6 protein-coding genes, 9 tRNA genes and 6 rRNA genes are annotated in these 17,308 nt (G+C 50.1%); all 21 read right to left on the reverse strand.

Translation table 11 applies throughout. The annotated features are described in order from the left end of the window. Positions 1-8: 8 nt before the first annotated feature. On the reverse strand, positions 9-1,076 hold the full coding sequence (locus MHI54_RS08185; RefSeq protein ID WP_095216531.1) for a protein arginine kinase: 1,068 nt from the start codon (positions 1,074-1,076) through the stop codon (positions 9-11). Next, positions 1,076-1,612 (reverse strand): UvrB/UvrC motif-containing protein, encoded by a 537-nt coding sequence (locus tag MHI54_RS08190; RefSeq protein ID WP_095216530.1) that lies wholly within the window; start codon positions 1,610-1,612, stop codon positions 1,076-1,078. The genes MHI54_RS08185 and MHI54_RS08190 overlap by 1 nt, the downstream gene beginning before the upstream one ends. 20 nt (positions 1,613-1,632) lie before the next feature. Further along, positions 1,633-2,094, reverse strand: a complete 462-nt coding sequence (locus tag MHI54_RS08195) for a CtsR family transcriptional regulator (protein WP_095216529.1) — start codon at positions 2,092-2,094, stop codon at positions 1,633-1,635. A 128-nt stretch (positions 2,095-2,222) separates the two neighbouring features. After that, positions 2,223-2,918: an MgtC/SapB family protein gene (locus MHI54_RS08200; RefSeq protein ID WP_340082869.1), complete on the reverse strand. Its 696-nt coding sequence runs from the start codon at positions 2,916-2,918 to the stop codon at positions 2,223-2,225. A 151-nt stretch (positions 2,919-3,069) separates the two neighbouring features. Further along, positions 3,070-3,182 (reverse strand): 5S ribosomal RNA (gene rrf, locus MHI54_RS08205). 259 nt (positions 3,183-3,441) lie between these two features. Next, positions 3,442-6,366: ribosomal RNA gene (locus MHI54_RS08210) — 23S ribosomal RNA — on the reverse strand. A 301-nt stretch (positions 6,367-6,667) separates the two neighbouring features. Further along, positions 6,668-8,229, reverse strand: a 16S ribosomal RNA gene (locus tag MHI54_RS08215). Positions 8,230-8,323: 94 nt separating this feature from the next. Then, positions 8,324-8,399: transfer RNA gene (locus tag MHI54_RS08220), tRNA-Ala, on the reverse strand. Between the two features lie 15 nt (positions 8,400-8,414). Beyond that, a tRNA-Pro gene (locus MHI54_RS08225) sits at positions 8,415-8,491 on the reverse strand. A gap of 3 nt (positions 8,492-8,494) precedes the next feature. Beyond that, positions 8,495-8,571 (reverse strand) — tRNA-Arg (locus MHI54_RS08230). A 10-nt stretch (positions 8,572-8,581) separates the two neighbouring features. After that, positions 8,582-8,666 (reverse strand) — tRNA-Leu (locus MHI54_RS08235). A 27-nt stretch (positions 8,667-8,693) separates the two neighbouring features. Then, a tRNA-Gly gene (locus tag MHI54_RS08240) sits at positions 8,694-8,768 on the reverse strand. A gap of 12 nt (positions 8,769-8,780) precedes the next feature. After that, a tRNA-Leu gene (locus MHI54_RS08245) sits at positions 8,781-8,866 on the reverse strand. A 33-nt stretch (positions 8,867-8,899) separates the two neighbouring features. Continuing rightward, positions 8,900-8,975, reverse strand: a tRNA-Lys gene (locus tag MHI54_RS08250). Between the two features lie 5 nt (positions 8,976-8,980). Then, a tRNA-Thr gene (locus tag MHI54_RS08255) sits at positions 8,981-9,056 on the reverse strand. Positions 9,057-9,060: 4 nt separating this feature from the next. Continuing rightward, positions 9,061-9,136: transfer RNA gene (locus tag MHI54_RS08260), tRNA-Val, on the reverse strand. 13 nt (positions 9,137-9,149) lie between these two features. Beyond that, positions 9,150-9,262 (reverse strand): 5S ribosomal RNA (rrf, locus tag MHI54_RS08265). Positions 9,263-9,507: 245 nt separating this feature from the next. Further along, positions 9,508-12,432: ribosomal RNA gene (locus tag MHI54_RS08270) — 23S ribosomal RNA — on the reverse strand. Between the two features lie 301 nt (positions 12,433-12,733). Further along, a 16S ribosomal RNA gene (locus MHI54_RS08275) occupies positions 12,734-14,295 on the reverse strand. The 16S, 23S and 5S rRNA genes sit together here with 9 tRNA genes alongside, the layout of an rRNA operon. A 374-nt stretch (positions 14,296-14,669) precedes the next feature. After that, the gene (gene lysS, locus MHI54_RS08280) at positions 14,670-16,169 is read right to left on the reverse strand and encodes a lysine--tRNA ligase (protein WP_198946070.1); all 1,500 of its coding nucleotides are present in this window, start codon (positions 16,167-16,169) and stop codon (positions 14,670-14,672) included. Between the two features lie 149 nt (positions 16,170-16,318). Continuing rightward, positions 16,319-17,308 (reverse strand): tRNA dihydrouridine synthase DusB, encoded by a 990-nt coding sequence (dusB, locus tag MHI54_RS08285; RefSeq protein ID WP_095217256.1) that lies wholly within the window; start codon positions 17,306-17,308, stop codon positions 16,319-16,321.

Raw genomic sequence — 17,308 nt, forward strand, 5'->3', positions numbered from 1 at the left:
TCGATCAGTCAGTTATTTTCCAAATGCATCCGCTCCCTGATAAGGGAGGCACGTAATACATCTCGTTCTCTGCCAGATAGGCTCCTTCTCGCATAATGCTGAAGGAAGCCCGGCTGTATCAATACCATTAATTCATTAAGTATAGATTGAGGCATATCTTCTATATACCCAAGATCGATGCCTAACCTAACATCGGATAAACAGGTTGCAGCTTCCTTGGATTCAATGATACGGCTGTACCGCAACGTACCATAAGAACGGAAGATCCGATCCTCCAGCTGGATGCTCAGCTCCTCTGTCAGCGTATGCCGAGCTTGCCTTTCCTGCTCGATCAACTGGCTGACTACGCTTTCCAGATCCTCGACAATATCCTGTTCGGATTTTCCCAGGGTGATCTGGTTGGATATCTGATAGATATTGCCCTGAGCCTCACTGCCTTCTCCGTAAATGCCGCGAACGACAAGTCCGAGCTGGTTGATTGCCGGTGTCAGCCGGTTCATCTGATGCGTCATGGTCAAAGCAGGCAGATGCATCATCACAGAAGCCCGGAGCCCCGTCCCTACATTCGTCGGACAGGTAGTCAGATAACCCCTTTCCTCATCGAAAGCATATGTTATCTTCTGTTCAAGCCAATCATCCACTTCAAATGCCTCCTGCAGTGCCTTTTGCAGCTGGAAGCCTGGCAAATAAAGCTGGATCCGCAGGTGATCCTCCTCATTTACCATGATAGAGACTTGTTCGCTTTCGCTTAGCAAAACTCCTGCTTCCTCTGCGTGTTCTGCCAAATGAGGGCTGATCAAATGTTTCTCGACAAATACTTTTTTCTCGATCGGTGATAAATCGGCAATCCGGATGAATTGCATCTTTCCGCGATCCTGGAATGCGGCATCCTGATAGCTGTCTTGGAAGAAATTAAGTACATCGTCCAAATCCTCTGCCTTGGCAATTAAGGGGAAAGTTCGATTCTCAAAGTTCCTGGCTAACCGAATACGGCTGCTCATGACTATATCGCAATCCGGTCCATTTTCTTTCATCCACGGGCTGATTGCATCACTCATGAAATTCTCAAGTGACATTAGCTCTCACCCTCTTCCCGGCCATCCTGCTCCAAAGAACGTATCTTATCGCGGAGCTCCGCTGCTTTTTCAAATTCCTCCGCTTGAATATATTGCTGCATGGATTCCCGATATGCAGCGATTTTTCGTTTCTTTTCGATACCGCTGCCCATCCTCTTTGGTATCTTGCCTTCGTGTTTGGTATTGCCGCTGTGTACCCGACGGAAGATAGGGTTCAGATTATCCTCGAATGTTTCATAACAGGATGCACAACCGAATTTCCCCAAGCGGGTAAACTCATGATATGTGAGTCCGCACTTCGGACAAGCAAGTGCTGCCGGTGCTTGAGAGAAGTGTTTATGTCCTTGGACAGTCGATGGATTCATATGGAATAGACCAGATAATAAGTTATGCAGGGAATACCCTTCTTGGCCGTAGGAGACATATCCGTTTTCCTTGGCGCATTGCTCGCATACATGCATTTCCGTCTTCTGCCCATTGACGACATTCGTCAAATGTAATGTAGCTGGCCTTATATGACATTCTTGACATTCCATCTTGATGCCTCCTTATCTGACTAGTACTTGATAGCAGTCAGCATTGAAACCAGGATACGTGACCTGACCTCATCGCGAAGCGGAAGAGGGAAGGCTAGTGTATCTCGGCTGGTTGCCCTAAGCATGATTTTCGCTTCCCGTTCTGTCAGGATATTCTCTTCTGCCAGGCGTTCGATCACGTTATTGGCAGTCTGCTGTGAAACTCGCGGCTGCACCATTTCGATCACGTCGTCTATCAAACTTGCTTCCGTATGATGCTTTACCCGAATTATACGAATATAACCGCCGCCGCCACGCTTGCTTTCAACCAGATATCCCTTTTCGACGGTGAATCTCGTTTTGATGACGTAGTTGATTTGGGAGGGCACGCACTGAAAACGATTGGCTACTTCGCTTCGCTTTATCTCCACTTCCTGCGTATCCGTTGACTGAAGGATCTGCTTAAGATATGCCTCGATTATGTCAGATATATTATTACTCACACAAGTTTCCTCCCTTCTTTTGACTTTGACTATCTTTGACTATATTATATACATTTTGCAGGAGGAATGCAAAGCACTTCTTCTTTAGCATAGCCCCCAAAAACAGAAAAAAACCCTTAAAAAGGGTTTTAACTTTTCACCGTACTGACCGATTTGATATTGGTTAGATCAGTCAGTTCCTCGAAGAGCTCCATTTCATTTATAGCCTGACGTGTTTCCAACTCAACATGCAGCATCCTGCTATCATGGTGATACTTTTTCATTTTCATGTTTGTCAATGCCAGATGATGGCGCTCGAGTATTTCCATGATGGGAGCCACACTATCTTCCCTGCCCAGTTCAATATCGAGAAGGTATGCTTTCTGCTTTTTACTGGACAAAAACAGTTTCTCGAAATTATTCAGGAATATGAGGATGGATAGAATGATGATGGTTGTGAATACAGCCTCCATATACATTCCTGCCCCTATCACAAGACCGAGGCCTGCTACGGTCCAGACAGATGCGGCTGTCGTGAGACCCCGGACAGTAGTTCCATTGACCAGGATCGTCCCCGCTCCCAGGAACCCGATCCCGCTGATGACATAAGAAGGTATACGTGCAGGATCGAATTGCACATAGTCATGCTCTTCGCTGAATTCCGTAAAGCCATATAAAGATAAAATCATCATAAGACAAGATCCCACGCCTACAAGGATGTGAGTCCTTAAACCAGCGTGATGATTACCCATCCCACGCTCCATCCCGATAGCACCTGAAAGGAATATCGCAATTATTATTTTAATCATTACCGTTAAAAATTGATCGTTATAGTATTGCTCCATCCATGCTTCCCTTCTTTCTCTTAGCAGTATATGAATATTCTCGTCTCAATATGAAGTGAAATATTTACATTCCCTAATCGACAGAAGTATAAAGCAAAACATAAAAAATCTCCTGATAAGTTATGATTAACTTATCAGGAGATTTCATCTTGCCTGGCAGCGTCCTACTCTCGCAGGGCGAACCCAACTACCATCGGCGCTGAAGAGCTTAACTGCTGTGTTCGGCATGGGAACAGGTGTGACCTCTTCGCTATTACCACCAGACAATGCAAGAATTCATATGGAATGAACCCTCAAAACTAGATAAGAAACATCCTTGCTGTACATCTCATGCGTGCCAAGCACCGGAGTGCTTGGTCTTTGGCGTTGACTTACTAAGGGATCTGGCGCTGCGGCTAGATCCAGCTCCAAAGGCCAGAAACTATGGCCTAAGCGATAAATCCCTTCGTGAAGAAGTACACTCCACTACGGGCTTTCTCGCTTATTCCTACGTTTCTAAACGGCCTTTTCCGCTTTTCGTTTTTTAGTTAAGTCCTCGATCGATTAGTATTCGTCAGCTGCACGTGTCACCACGCTTCCACCTCGAACCTATCTACCTCATCGTCTCTGAGGGATCTTACTCATTTAAAATGATGGGAAGTCTCATCTTGAGGGGGGCTTCATGCTTAGATGCTTTCAGCACTTATCCCTTCCGCACGTAGCTACCCAGCTGTGCTCCTGGCGGAACAACTGGTGCACCAGCGGTGCGTCCATCCCGGTCCTCTCGTACTAAGGACAGCTCCTCTCAAACTTCCAACGCCCACGACGGATAGGGACCGAACTGTCTCACGACGTTCTGAACCCAGCTCGCGTACCGCTTTAATGGGCGAACAGCCCAACCCTTGGGACCGACTACAGCCCCAGGATGCGATGAGCCGACATCGAGGTGCCAAACCTCCCCGTCGATGTGGACTCTTGGGGGAGATAAGCCTGTTATCCCCGGGGTAGCTTTTATCCGTTGAGCGACGGCCCTTCCATACGGCACCGCCGGATCACTAAGCCCGACTTTCGTCCCTGCTCGACTTGTAGGTCTCGCAGTCAAGCTCCCTTCTGCCTTTGCACGCTACGAATGATTTCCAACCATTCTGAGGGAACCTTTGGGCGCCTCCGTTACTCTTTGGGAGGCGACCGCCCCAGTCAAACTGCCCACCTGACACTGTCTCCGAACCGGATGACGGTTCTGGGTTAGAATGTCAATACAGCCAGGGTGGTATCCCACGGATGCCTCCGCCGAAGCTGGCGCTCCGGTTTCCAAGGCTCCCACCTATCCTGTACAAGCTGTACCAACATTCCATATCAGGCTACAGTAAAGCTCCACGGGGTCTTTCCGTCCTGTCGCGGGTAATGCGCATCTTCACGCATAGTATAATTTCACCGGGTCTCTCGTTGAGACAGTGCCCAAGTCGTTGCACCTTTCGTGCGGGTCGGAACTTACCCGACAAGGAATTTCGCTACCTTAGGACCGTTATAGTTACGGCCGCCGTTTACTGGGGCTTCGGTTCACAGCTTCGGGACGAAGTCCCTAACCATTCCCCTTAACCTTCCAGCACCGGGCAGGTGTCAGCCCCTATACTTCGCCTTACGGCTTTGCAGAGACCTGTGTTTTTGCTAAACAGTCGCTTGGGCCTTTTCACTGCGGCTTCTCCTAAAAAGAAGCACCCCTTCTCCCGAAGTTACGGGGTCATTTTGCCGAGTTCCTTAACGAGAGTTCTCCCGATCATCTTCGGTTACTCACCGTGCCTACCTGTGTCGGTTTGCGGTACGGGCACCTATTTCCTCACTAGAGGCTTTTCTTGGCAGTGTGAAATCAGGAACTTCGGTACTAAATTTCCCTCCCCATAACCGCCTGGAATCATGTTGAGTGGATTTGCCTGCTCAACTTCCTCACGGCTTGGACGCGCATGACCAGCAGCGCGCTTTCCCTATCCTCCTACGTCCCCCCATCGTTCAAGCGGATTTAGGTGGTACAGGAATATCAACCTGTTATCCATCGCCTACGCCTTTCGGCCTCGGCTTAGGCCCCGACTAACCCTGAGCGGACGAGCCTTCCTCAGGAAACCTTGGGCTTTCGATGAAAGAGATTCTCACTCTTTTTTCGCTACTCATACCGGCATTCTCACTTCTAAGCGCTCCAGCCGTCCTCACGATCGACCTTCACAGCCCTTAGAACGCTCTCCTACCACTGACATCGTAGATGTCAATCCGCAGCTTCGGTGGTGTGTTTAGCCCCGGTATATTTTCGGCGCAGCGTCACTCGACCAGTGAGCTATTACGCACTCTTTCAATGATGGCTGCTTCTAAGCCAACATCCTGGTTGTCTAAGCAACGCCACATCCTTTTCCACTTAACACACACTTTGGGACCTTAGCTGGCGGTCTGGGCTGTTTCCCTTTCGACCATGAACCTTATCACCCATGGTCTGACTCCCAAAGTAGATTGATTGGCATTCGGAGTTTGACTGAATTCGGTAACCCGATGAGGGCCCCTAGTCCAATCAGTGCTCTACCTCCAACCATCATCCTTTGAGGCTAGCCCTAAAGCTATTTCGGAGAGAACCAGCTATCTCCGTGTTCGATTGGCATTTCACCCCTACCCACACCTCATCCCCGCACTTTTCAACGTGCGTGGGTTCGGGCCTCCAGTCAGTGTTACCTGACCTTCACCCTGGACATGGGTAGATCACACGGTTTCGGGTCTACGACCACCTACTATGTCGCCCTATTCAGACTCGCTTTCGCTGCGGCTCCGTCTTTTCAACTTAACCTTGCAGGGGATCGTAACTCGCCGGTCCATTCTACAAAAGGTACGCCGTCACCCATTAACGGGCTTCGACTACTTGTAGGCACACGGTTTCAGGTTCTATTTCACTCCCCTTCCGGGGTGCTTTTCACCTTTCCCTCACGGTACTGGTTCACTATCGGTCACTAGGGAGTATTTAGCCTTGGGAGATGGTCCTCCCGGATTCCGACGGAATTTCACGTGTTCCGCCGTACTCAGGATACACTCCGGAGGAAACCACATTTCAAGTACAGGGCTCTTACCTTCTATGGCGGGCCATTCCAAGCCGCTTCGTCTACATGGTTTCTTTGTAACTCCAAAGGAGTGTCCTACAACCCCAGAAGGCAAGCCTTCTGGTTTGGGCTGATTCCGTTTCGCTCGCCGCTACTTGGGAAATCGCATTTGCTTTCTCTTCCTCCGGGTAATGAGATGTTTCAGTTCCCCGGGTCTGCCTCGCATCACCTATGTATTCAGTAATGCGTACTATCCAATAACGGATAGCGGGTTCCCCCATTCGGAAATCTCCGGATCAAAGCTTACTTACAGCTCCCCGAAGCATATCGGTGTTAGTCCCGTCCTTCATCGGCTCCTAGTGCCAAGGCATCCACCGTGCGCCCTTCTTCACTTAACTAATAACGCATGATGCATTAAATCGCGACAATATATATTGTCTTGCTTTAAAGTTTGATGTTCTGGCATGTTGTTTCTTATCTAGTTTTCAAGGTTCACAAGAGAGATTGATCTCTCAAAACTGAACAAACAACCCAATTACGTGTCTACTACGAAGTAGTAGTTCCAATGTCCAGGTTCAGCTCCTAAAAGCTAGCGTATAGTTCATCTCGTTTCCTGACTCCAAAACCCGGAGTCTGTAACCGATCTGATCTATCCGTACGCTTTTGAACAGTCGCTTCACCTTTTCCAATTATCCTTAGAAAGGAGGTGATCCAGCCGCACCTTCCGATACGGCTACCTTGTTACGACTTCACCCCAATCATTGATCCCACCTTCGGCGGCTGGCTCCAAAAGGTTACCTCACCGACTTCGGGTGTTACCAACTCTCGTGGTGTGACGGGCGGTGTGTACAAGGCCCGGGAACGTATTCACCGCGGCATGCTGATCCGCGATTACTAGCGATTCCGGCTTCATGCAGGCGAGTTGCAGCCTGCAATCCGAACTGAGAATGGTTTTATGGGATTTGCTTAGCCTCGCGGCTTCGCTGCCCTTTGTACCATCCATTGTAGCACGTGTGTAGCCCAGGTCATAAGGGGCATGATGATTTGACGTCATCCCCACCTTCCTCCGGTTTGTCACCGGCAGTCACTCTAGAGTGCCCAACTGAATGCTGGCAACTAGAATCAAGGGTTGCGCTCGTTGCGGGACTTAACCCAACATCTCACGACACGAGCTGACGACAACCATGCACCACCTGTCACGCTGTCCCCGAAGGGAACGCCTTGTCTCCAAGGTTGTCAGCGGATGTCAAGACCTGGTAAGGTTCTTCGCGTTGCTTCGAATTAAACCACATGCTCCACCGCTTGTGCGGGCCCCCGTCAATTCTTTTGAGTTTCAGCCTTGCGGCCGTACTCCCCAGGCGGAGTGCTTAATGCGTTAACTTCAGCACTAAGGGGCGGAAACCCCCTAACACCTAGCACTCATCGTTTACGGCGTGGACTACCAGGGTATCTAATCCTGTTTGCTCCCCACGCTTTCGCGCCTCAGCGTCAGTTACAGACCAGAGAGTCGCCTTCGCCACTGGTGTTCCTCCACATATCTACGCATTTCACCGCTACACGTGGAATTCCACTCTCCTCTTCTGCACTCAAGTTCCCCAGTTTCCAATGACCCTCCACAGTTAAGCTGTGGGCTTTCACATCAGACTTAAGAAACCGCCTACGCGCCCTTTACGCCCAATAATTCCGGACAACGCTTGCCCCCTACGTATTACCGCGGCTGCTGGCACGTAGTTAGCCGGGGCTTTCTGGTCAGGTACCGTCAAGGTACAAGCAGTTACTCTTGTACTTGTTCTTCCCTGACAACAGAGCTTTACGACCCGAAGGCCTTCATCGCTCACGCGGCGTTGCTCCGTCAGACTTTCGTCCATTGCGGAAGATTCCCTACTGCTGCCTCCCGTAGGAGTCTGGGCCGTGTCTCAGTCCCAGTGTGGCCGATCACCCTCTCAGGTCGGCTATGCATCGTCGCCTTGGTGGGCCGTTACCCCGCCAACTAGCTAATGCACCGCGGGCCCATCTGTAAGTGACAGCCGAAACCGTCTTTCCATTTCCGATCAGGAGAAAGGAAATACTATCCGGTATTAGCCCCGGTTTCCCGGAGTTATCCCAGTCTTACAGGCAGGTTGCCCACGTGTTACTCACCCGTCCGCCGCTCATTCCACCAGAATCACCCCGAAGGGGTCATCTGGTTTCCTGCGCTCGACTTGCATGTATTAGGCACGCCGCCAGCGTTCGTCCTGAGCCAAGATCAAACTCTCCATGAAAGTGTTGATGCATTGCTCGTCAGAGCTGACGTTGATCTTACGATCATGTCGTTTAGTTCGTAATTGGTTGTTTTGTTCAGTTTTCAAAGATCAATGGTGGAGCCTAGCGGGATCGAACCGCTGACCTCCTGCGTGCAAAGCAGGCGCTCTCCCAGCTGAGCTAAGGCCCCATTGTATATTGAAAGTGGTCGGGAAGACAGGATTTGAACCTGCGACCCCTTGGTCCCAAACCAAGTGCTCTACCAAGCTGAGCTACTTCCCGTAATGGCGCGCCCGAGAGGAGTCGAACCCCTAACCTTTTGATCCGTAGTCAAACGCTCTATCCAATTGAGCTACGGGCGCATATTTAAAGTGCCGAGGGCCGGACTCGAACCGGCACGGAGGTACCCTCCGCAGGATTTTAAGTCCTGTGCGTCTGCCAATTCCGCCACCCCGGCAAGCTGAATTAGTTAATTTAGTAGTTATGGAGCGGAAGACGGGATTCGAACCCGCGACCCCCACCTTGGCAAGGTGATGTTCTACCACTGAACTACTTCCGCGTTTAATCTAAATGGTGCGGGTGAAGGGACTTGAACCCCCACGTCATAAAGACACTAGATCCTAAGTCTAGCGCGTCTGCCAATTCCGCCACACCCGCATAGATTAAATACGCACAGTATTAAAATTGAAATGGTGAGCCATGAAGGACTCGAACCTTCGACCCTCTGATTAAAAGTCAGATGCTCTACCAACTGAGCTAATGGCTCTAAAATGGTGCCGGCCAGAGGACTTGAACCCCCAACCTACTGATTACAAGTCAGTTGCTCTACCAATTGAGCTAGACCGGCTAAATGGTGGAGGATGACGGGCTCGAACCGCCGACCCTCTGCTTGTAAGGCAGATGCTCTCCCAGCTGAGCTAATCCTCCGGATTATGTATCTGCCTGGCAGCGTCCTACTCTCGCAGGGCGAACCCAACTACCATCGGCGCTGAAGAGCTTAACTGCTGTGTTCGGCATGGGAACAGGTGTGACCTCTTCGCTATTACCACCAGATCAGATAATCAATGTTTGTCCTTTTCTTAAGGACAAGATATATTGTAGCATTTTCTCAAAGAAAAAGCAACACTTTTTTTGAAGTAAACCTTCAAAACTAGATAAGAAACATTCATGCTGTACATCTCATGCGTGCCAAGCACTGGAGTGCTTGGTCTTTGGCGTTGACTTACTAAGGGATCTGGCGCTGCGGCTAGATCCAGCTCTAAAGGCCAGAAACTATGGCCTTTGGAGCTTTTCGTTTTTTAGTTAAGTCCTCGATCGATTAGTATTCGTCAGCTGCACGTGTCACCACGCTTCCACCTCGAACCTATCTACCTCATCGTCTCTGAGGGATCTTACTCATTTAAAATGATGGGAAGTCTCATCTTGAGGGGGGCTTCATGCTTAGATGCTTTCAGCACTTATCCCTTCCGCACGTAGCTACCCAGCTGTGCTCCTGGCGGAACAACTGGTGCACCAGCGGTGCGTCCATCCCGGTCCTCTCGTACTAAGGACAGCTCCTCTCAAACTTCCAACGCCCACGACGGATAGGGACCGAACTGTCTCACGACGTTCTGAACCCAGCTCGCGTACCGCTTTAATGGGCGAACAGCCCAACCCTTGGGACCGACTACAGCCCCAGGATGCGATGAGCCGACATCGAGGTGCCAAACCTCCCCGTCGATGTGGACTCTTGGGGGAGATAAGCCTGTTATCCCCGGGGTAGCTTTTATCCGTTGAGCGACGGCCCTTCCATACGGCACCGCCGGATCACTAAGCCCGACTTTCGTCCCTGCTCGACTTGTAGGTCTCGCAGTCAAGCTCCCTTCTGCCTTTGCACGCTACGAATGATTTCCAACCATTCTGAGGGAACCTTTGGGCGCCTCCGTTACTCTTTGGGAGGCGACCGCCCCAGTCAAACTGCCCACCTGACACTGTCTCCGAACCGGATGACGGTTCTGGGTTAGAATGTCAATACAGCCAGGGTGGTATCCCACGGATGCCTCCGCCGAAGCTGGCGCTCCGGTTTCCAAGGCTCCCACCTATCCTGTACAAGCTGTACCAACATTCCATATCAGGCTACAGTAAAGCTCCACGGGGTCTTTCCGTCCTGTCGCGGGTAATGCGCATCTTCACGCATAGTATAATTTCACCGGGTCTCTCGTTGAGACAGTGCCCAAGTCGTTGCACCTTTCGTGCGGGTCGGAACTTACCCGACAAGGAATTTCGCTACCTTAGGACCGTTATAGTTACGGCCGCCGTTTACTGGGGCTTCGGTTCACAGCTTCGGGACGAAGTCCCTAACCATTCCCCTTAACCTTCCAGCACCGGGCAGGTGTCAGCCCCTATACTTCGCCTTACGGCTTTGCAGAGACCTGTGTTTTTGCTAAACAGTCGCTTGGGCCTTTTCACTGCGGCTTCTCCTAAAAAGAAGCACCCCTTCTCCCGAAGTTACGGGGTCATTTTGCCGAGTTCCTTAACGAGAGTTCTCCCGATCATCTTCGGTTACTCACCGTGCCTACCTGTGTCGGTTTGCGGTACGGGCACCTATTTCCTCACTAGAGGCTTTTCTTGGCAGTGTGAAATCAGGAACTTCGGTACTAAATTTCCCTCCCCATAACCGCCTGGAATCATGTTGAGTGGATTTGCCTGCTCAACTTCCTCACGGCTTGGACGCGCATGACCAGCAGCGCGCTTTCCCTATCCTCCTACGTCCCCCCATCGTTCAAGCGGATTTAGGTGGTACAGGAATATCAACCTGTTATCCATCGCCTACGCCTTTCGGCCTCGGCTTAGGCCCCGACTAACCCTGAGCGGACGAGCCTTCCTCAGGAAACCTTGGGCTTTCGATGAAAGAGATTCTCACTCTTTTTTCGCTACTCATACCGGCATTCTCACTTCTAAGCGCTCCAGCCGTCCTCACGATCGACCTTCACAGCCCTTAGAACGCTCTCCTACCACTGACATCGTAGATGTCAATCCGCAGCTTCGGTGGTGTGTTTAGCCCCGGTATATTTTCGGCGCAGCGTCACTCGACCAGTGAGCTATTACGCACTCTTTCAATGATGGCTGCTTCTAAGCCAACATCCTGGTTGTCTAAGCAACGCCACATCCTTTTCCACTTAACACACACTTTGGGACCTTAGCTGGCGGTCTGGGCTGTTTCCCTTTCGACCATGAACCTTATCACCCATGGTCTGACTCCCAAAGTAGATTGATTGGCATTCGGAGTTTGACTGAATTCGGTAACCCGATGAGGGCCCCTAGTCCAATCAGTGCTCTACCTCCAACCATCATCCTTTGAGGCTAGCCCTAAAGCTATTTCGGAGAGAACCAGCTATCTCCGTGTTCGATTGGCATTTCACCCCTACCCACACCTCATCCCCGCACTTTTCAACGTGCGTGGGTTCGGGCCTCCAGTCAGTGTTACCTGACCTTCACCCTGGACATGGGTAGATCACACGGTTTCGGGTCTACGACCACCTACTATGTCGCCCTATTCAGACTCGCTTTCGCTGCGGCTCCGTCTTTTCAACTTAACCTTGCAGGGGATCGTAACTCGCCGGTCCATTCTACAAAAGGTACGCCGTCACCCATTAACGGGCTTCGACTACTTGTAGGCACACGGTTTCAGGTTCTATTTCACTCCCCTTCCGGGGTGCTTTTCACCTTTCCCTCACGGTACTGGTTCACTATCGGTCACTAGGGAGTATTTAGCCTTGGGAGATGGTCCTCCCGGATTCCGACGGAATTTCACGTGTTCCGCCGTACTCAGGATACACTCCGGAGGAAACCACATTTCAAGTACAGGGCTCTTACCTTCTATGGCGGGCCATTCCAAGCCGCTTCGTCTACATGGTTTCTTTGTAACTCCAAAGGAGTGTCCTACAACCCCAGAAGGCAAGCCTTCTGGTTTGGGCTGATTCCGTTTCGCTCGCCGCTACTTGGGAAATCGCATTTGCTTTCTCTTCCTCCGGGTAATGAGATGTTTCAGTTCCCCGGGTCTGCCTCGCATCACCTATGTATTCAGTAATGCGTACTATCCAATAACGGATAGCGGGTTCCCCCATTCGGAAATCTCCGGATCAAAGCTTACTTACAGCTCCCCGAAGCATATCGGTGTTAGTCCCGTCCTTCATCGGCTCCTAGTGCCAAGGCATCCACCGTGCGCCCTTCTTCACTTAACTAATAACGCATGATGCATTAAATCGCGACAATATATATTGTCTTGCTTTAAAGTTTGATGTTCTGGCATGTTGTTTCTTATCTAGTTTTCAAGGTTCACAAGAGAGATTGATCTCTCAAAACTGAACAAACAACCCAATTACGTGTCTACTACGAAGTAGTAGTTCCAATGTCCAGGTTCAGCTCCTAAAAGCTAGCGTATAGTTCATCTCGTTTCCTGACTCCAAAACCCGGAGTCTGTAACCGATCTGATCTATCCGTACGCTTTTGAACAGTCGCTTCACCTTTTCCAATTATCCTTAGAAAGGAGGTGATCCAGCCGCACCTTCCGATACGGCTACCTTGTTACGACTTCACCCCAATCATTGATCCCACCTTCGGCGGCTGGCTCCAAAAGGTTACCTCACCGACTTCGGGTGTTACCAACTCTCGTGGTGTGACGGGCGGTGTGTACAAGGCCCGGGAACGTATTCACCGCGGCATGCTGATCCGCGATTACTAGCGATTCCGGCTTCATGCAGGCGAGTTGCAGCCTGCAATCCGAACTGAGAATGGTTTTATGGGATTTGCTTAGCCTCGCGGCTTCGCTGCCCTTTGTACCATCCATTGTAGCACGTGTGTAGCCCAGGTCATAAGGGGCATGATGATTTGACGTCATCCCCACCTTCCTCCGGTTTGTCACCGGCAGTCACTCTAGAGTGCCCAACTGAATGCTGGCAACTAGAATCAAGGGTTGCGCTCGTTGCGGGACTTAACCCAACATCTCACGACACGAGCTGACGACAACCATGCACCACCTGTCACGCTGTCCCCGAAGGGAACGCCTTGTCTCCAAGGTTGTCAGCGGATGTCAAGACCTGGTAAGGTTCTTCGCGTTGCTTCGAATTAAACCACATGCTCCACCGCTTGTGCGGGCCCCCGTCAATTCTTTTGAGTTTCAGCCTTGCGGCCGTACTCCCCAGGCGGAGTGCTTAATGCGTTAACTTCAGCACTAAGGGGCGGAAACCCCCTAACACCTAGCACTCATCGTTTACGGCGTGGACTACCAGGGTATCTAATCCTGTTTGCTCCCCACGCTTTCGCGCCTCAGCGTCAGTTACAGACCAGAGAGTCGCCTTCGCCACTGGTGTTCCTCCACATATCTACGCATTTCACCGCTACACGTGGAATTCCACTCTCCTCTTCTGCACTCAAGTTCCCCAGTTTCCAATGACCCTCCACAGTTAAGCTGTGGGCTTTCACATCAGACTTAAGAAACCGCCTACGCGCCCTTTACGCCCAATAATTCCGGACAACGCTTGCCCCCTACGTATTACCGCGGCTGCTGGCACGTAGTTAGCCGGGGCTTTCTGGTCAGGTACCGTCAAGGTACAAGCAGTTACTCTTGTACTTGTTCTTCCCTGACAACAGAGCTTTACGACCCGAAGGCCTTCATCGCTCACGCGGCGTTGCTCCGTCAGACTTTCGTCCATTGCGGAAGATTCCCTACTGCTGCCTCCCGTAGGAGTCTGGGCCGTGTCTCAGTCCCAGTGTGGCCGATCACCCTCTCAGGTCGGCTATGCATCGTCGCCTTGGTGGGCCGTTACCCCACCAACTAGCTAATGCACCGCGGGCCCATCTGTAAGTGACAGCCGAAACCGTCTTTCCATTTCCGATCAGGAGAAAGGAAATACTATCCGGTATTAGCCCCGGTTTCCCGGAGTTATCCCAGTCTTACAGGCAGGTTGCCCACGTGTTACTCACCCGTCCGCCGCTCATTCCACCAGAATCACCCCGAAGGGGTCATCTGGTTTCCTGCGCTCGACTTGCATGTATTAGGCACGCCGCCAGCGTTCGTCCTGAGCCAAGATCAAACTCTCCATGAAAGTGTTGATGCATTGCTCGTCAGAGCTGACGTTGATCTTACGATCATGTCGTTTAGTTCGTAATTGGTTGTTTTGTTCAGTTTTCAAAGATCAATTTCGTTCTGCCGCTCATTTGGCGACTAGAACATAATATCATGTTTCAACCTGCGTTGTCAACATGTTTTTTGTTTTCGTCTGTTGCGTTTGCTGCTTCGTTTGAAGCAACTCTAATAATTTACCATGGATGTAATAGCATTGCAATAGTTTTTTTAAAGAAATGTTATATTTTCTTACAAACTGTTATATAGCATTATCCCGCATCCTTTTGCATTCTATGCAAATGCCTATATAAAGGTGAAAAAGAAGAAGGGATACTGCTCCCTTCTTCTTTTTGATCAGGAACGATTCCGCATTTGCGGGAAGAGTAATACATCCCGGATGGATGGAGCATTCGTCAGCAGCATGATCAGGCGGTCGATACCAATGCCCAATCCTCCTGTAGGCGGCATACCATACTCAAGTGACTCCAGGAAGTCCTCATCCATTTCATGTGCTTCGTCATTGCCTTGCTCTTTCTCTTTCAGCTGGGCTTCGAAACGCTGGCGCTGATCGATTGGATCGTTCAGCTCGGAGAACGCATTACCATGCTCTCTTCCTACGATGAATACTTCAAAGCGGTCAGTAAAACGCTCATCTTCCGTATTCTTCTTCGCCAATGGAGAAATCTCTACCGGATGGCCATAGATGAAGGTAGGCTGGATAAGCTTGTCCTCTACGCGCTGTTCAAAGAATTCATTTACAATATGCCCGAATGTCATTGTATCTTTGATTTCGATCCCATTTTCCTTCGCCAGGGCTTTTGCCTCTTCATCGCTCATATGCTTCCAGAAATCAACGCCTGTATATTCTTTTACAGCATCGACCATGTGCAGGCGTTTCCACTTCGGTTCAAGATCTATTTCATACTCACCGTAAGGGATGACCGTTTTACCTAGTACATCTTTCGCCACATGGGCGATCAGGTTTTCTGTCAGTTCCATGATCGTATCCATATCACCATATGCTTCGTATAGCTCAAGCATCGTGAACTCAGGATTATGACGTGTGGATACTCCCTCATTACGGAATACACGGCCAATTTCGTATACCTTCTCCAATCCGCCCACAATGAGACGTTTCAGGTGAAGCTCGATCGCTATACGCATATAAAGCGGTATATCCAAAGCATTATGGTGGGTAATGAACGGACGAGCTGCCGCTCCACCCGGGATGCTGTGCATTAATGGTGTTTCAACTTCCAAGTATCCGATATCGTCAAGGTAACGGCGGATACTTTGGATGATCTTGCTGCGAGTGATGAACGTTTGCTTCGATTCTGGATTAACGATCAAATCAAGATAGCGCTGACGATAACGCTGCTCAATATCCGTCAAGCCATGGAATTTATCAGGAAGCGGACGAAGCGCCTTGGACAAGATATCAAAGGAAGTTGCCTTAACGGAAAGCTCCCCTACATTCGTCTTGAACATAACACCTGTAACACCGACGATGTCACCTAGATCCGCACTGCTGAATAGCTCATACGCTTCATCCCCAACCTGATCCTTACGTACATAAAGCTGAATCTGGCCGCTTAAGTCCTGCAAATGCGCAAAACCAGCCTTACCTTTTCCTCGCTTCGTCATCAGACGGCCTGCTATGGTAACTTCTGCTTTTTTCTCTTCCAGCTCTTCTTTACTGAAAGCATCAAAAGCAGCTATAAGCTCTTGTGATTGATGCGTACGCTCAAATCTGGCGCCGAAGGGGTTATAACCCTGATTCATGAGCTCTTCCATCTTATCGCGACGCACCTGCATCTGATCGTTTAATTCTTCACTCATCCTGTTCACTCCCATTTCTTCTATAATTCAGTCTCCACCATGCTAAAAAAACTGCCAGCATGACTGGCAGTATTGTTCGTCCTCGTATAATGCGAGGCTTATCGCATTGCTACCTCGTATTAGTATAGAAAAGCAGCACTGCTGTGTCAATAAAGCACGCCCGATTAGGCCATGGCCATGGAAGCTTCCGCTTGATCCGCAAAATCATACAGCACATCGAGCATATCCTCTTTTGTGCTTGTTTGATTGATCAGCTTACGCACTTTCCCATTGCCATCCATACCCTTCAAATACCAAGCAGCATGCTTCCGCATTTCCATGATTGCCACTTTCTCGCCTTTAAGACGTATCAAACGTTCCATATGCAGCACGCAGACATCGATTTTCTCGCGCGGTGTCGGTTCATCCAATATCTCGCCCGTTTCCAAATAATGGACCGTGCGATAAATCATCCATGGATCCCCAAGGGCAGCCCTACCGATCATAACAGCATCCACACCTGTCTCGTCCAATCGCTGCTTCGCAATTTGCGGAGTAGTGATATCTCCATTTCCTATAACAGGGATGGAGACAGATTCTTTCACTTGACGAATGATATCCCAGTTAGCGAGTCCTTCATAGTGCTGCTCGCGTGTACGACCATGCAAGGCTACTGCCGCAGCCCCTGCCTCTTCCAGTGCTTGCGCATTTTCCACAGCATAGATCGTACTATCATCCCAACCTGTCCGCATCTTGACAGTCACTGGCTTGTTCACTTCTTTTACAACGGCGGAAACCATCTCATAGATCTTCTCCGGCTGCAGCAGCCAGCGGGAACCCGCCATATTCTTTGTGATCTTTGGTGCTGGACAGCCCATATTGATATCAATGATATCAGCTGTCGTATTTTGGTCGACAAACTTAGCAGCCTCTACCAGCGTCTCTGGTTTAGCCCCAAATATCTGCAAGCTCATCGGCTTCTCCTGTTCATCTATATAAAGCATATTCATCGTTCTTGCATTCCGGGTCACAATGCCGTTGTCACTGATCATTTCCGCACATACAATTCCCGCACCGAATTCCTTGACGGTCAAGCGGAAAGCAGAATTACTGATACCAGCCATCGGCGCCAATACTACCCGGTTCTTAATGGTGATATCACCAATTTTGAACAA

Source organism: Terribacillus sp. FSL K6-0262 (assembly GCF_037977385.1).
Classification (GTDB): Bacteria; Bacillota; Bacilli; order Bacillales; family Amphibacillaceae; genus Terribacillus.

Excerpts from the sequence above, each read along its gene's own strand:
- lysS (WP_198946070.1), bottom strand. The coding sequence starts at position 16,169 with ATGGGAGTGAACAGGATGAGTGAAGAATTAAACGATCAGATGCAGGTG.
- MHI54_RS08185 (WP_095216531.1), bottom strand. The coding sequence starts at position 1,076 with ATGTCACTTGAGAATTTCATGAGTGATGCAATCAGCCCGTGGATGAAA.
- MHI54_RS08190 (WP_095216530.1), bottom strand. The coding sequence starts at position 1,612 with ATGGAATGTCAAGAATGTCATATAAGGCCAGCTACATTACATTTGACG.
- MHI54_RS08200 (WP_340082869.1), bottom strand. The coding sequence starts at position 2,918 with ATGGAGCAATACTATAACGATCAATTTTTAACGGTAATGATTAAAATA.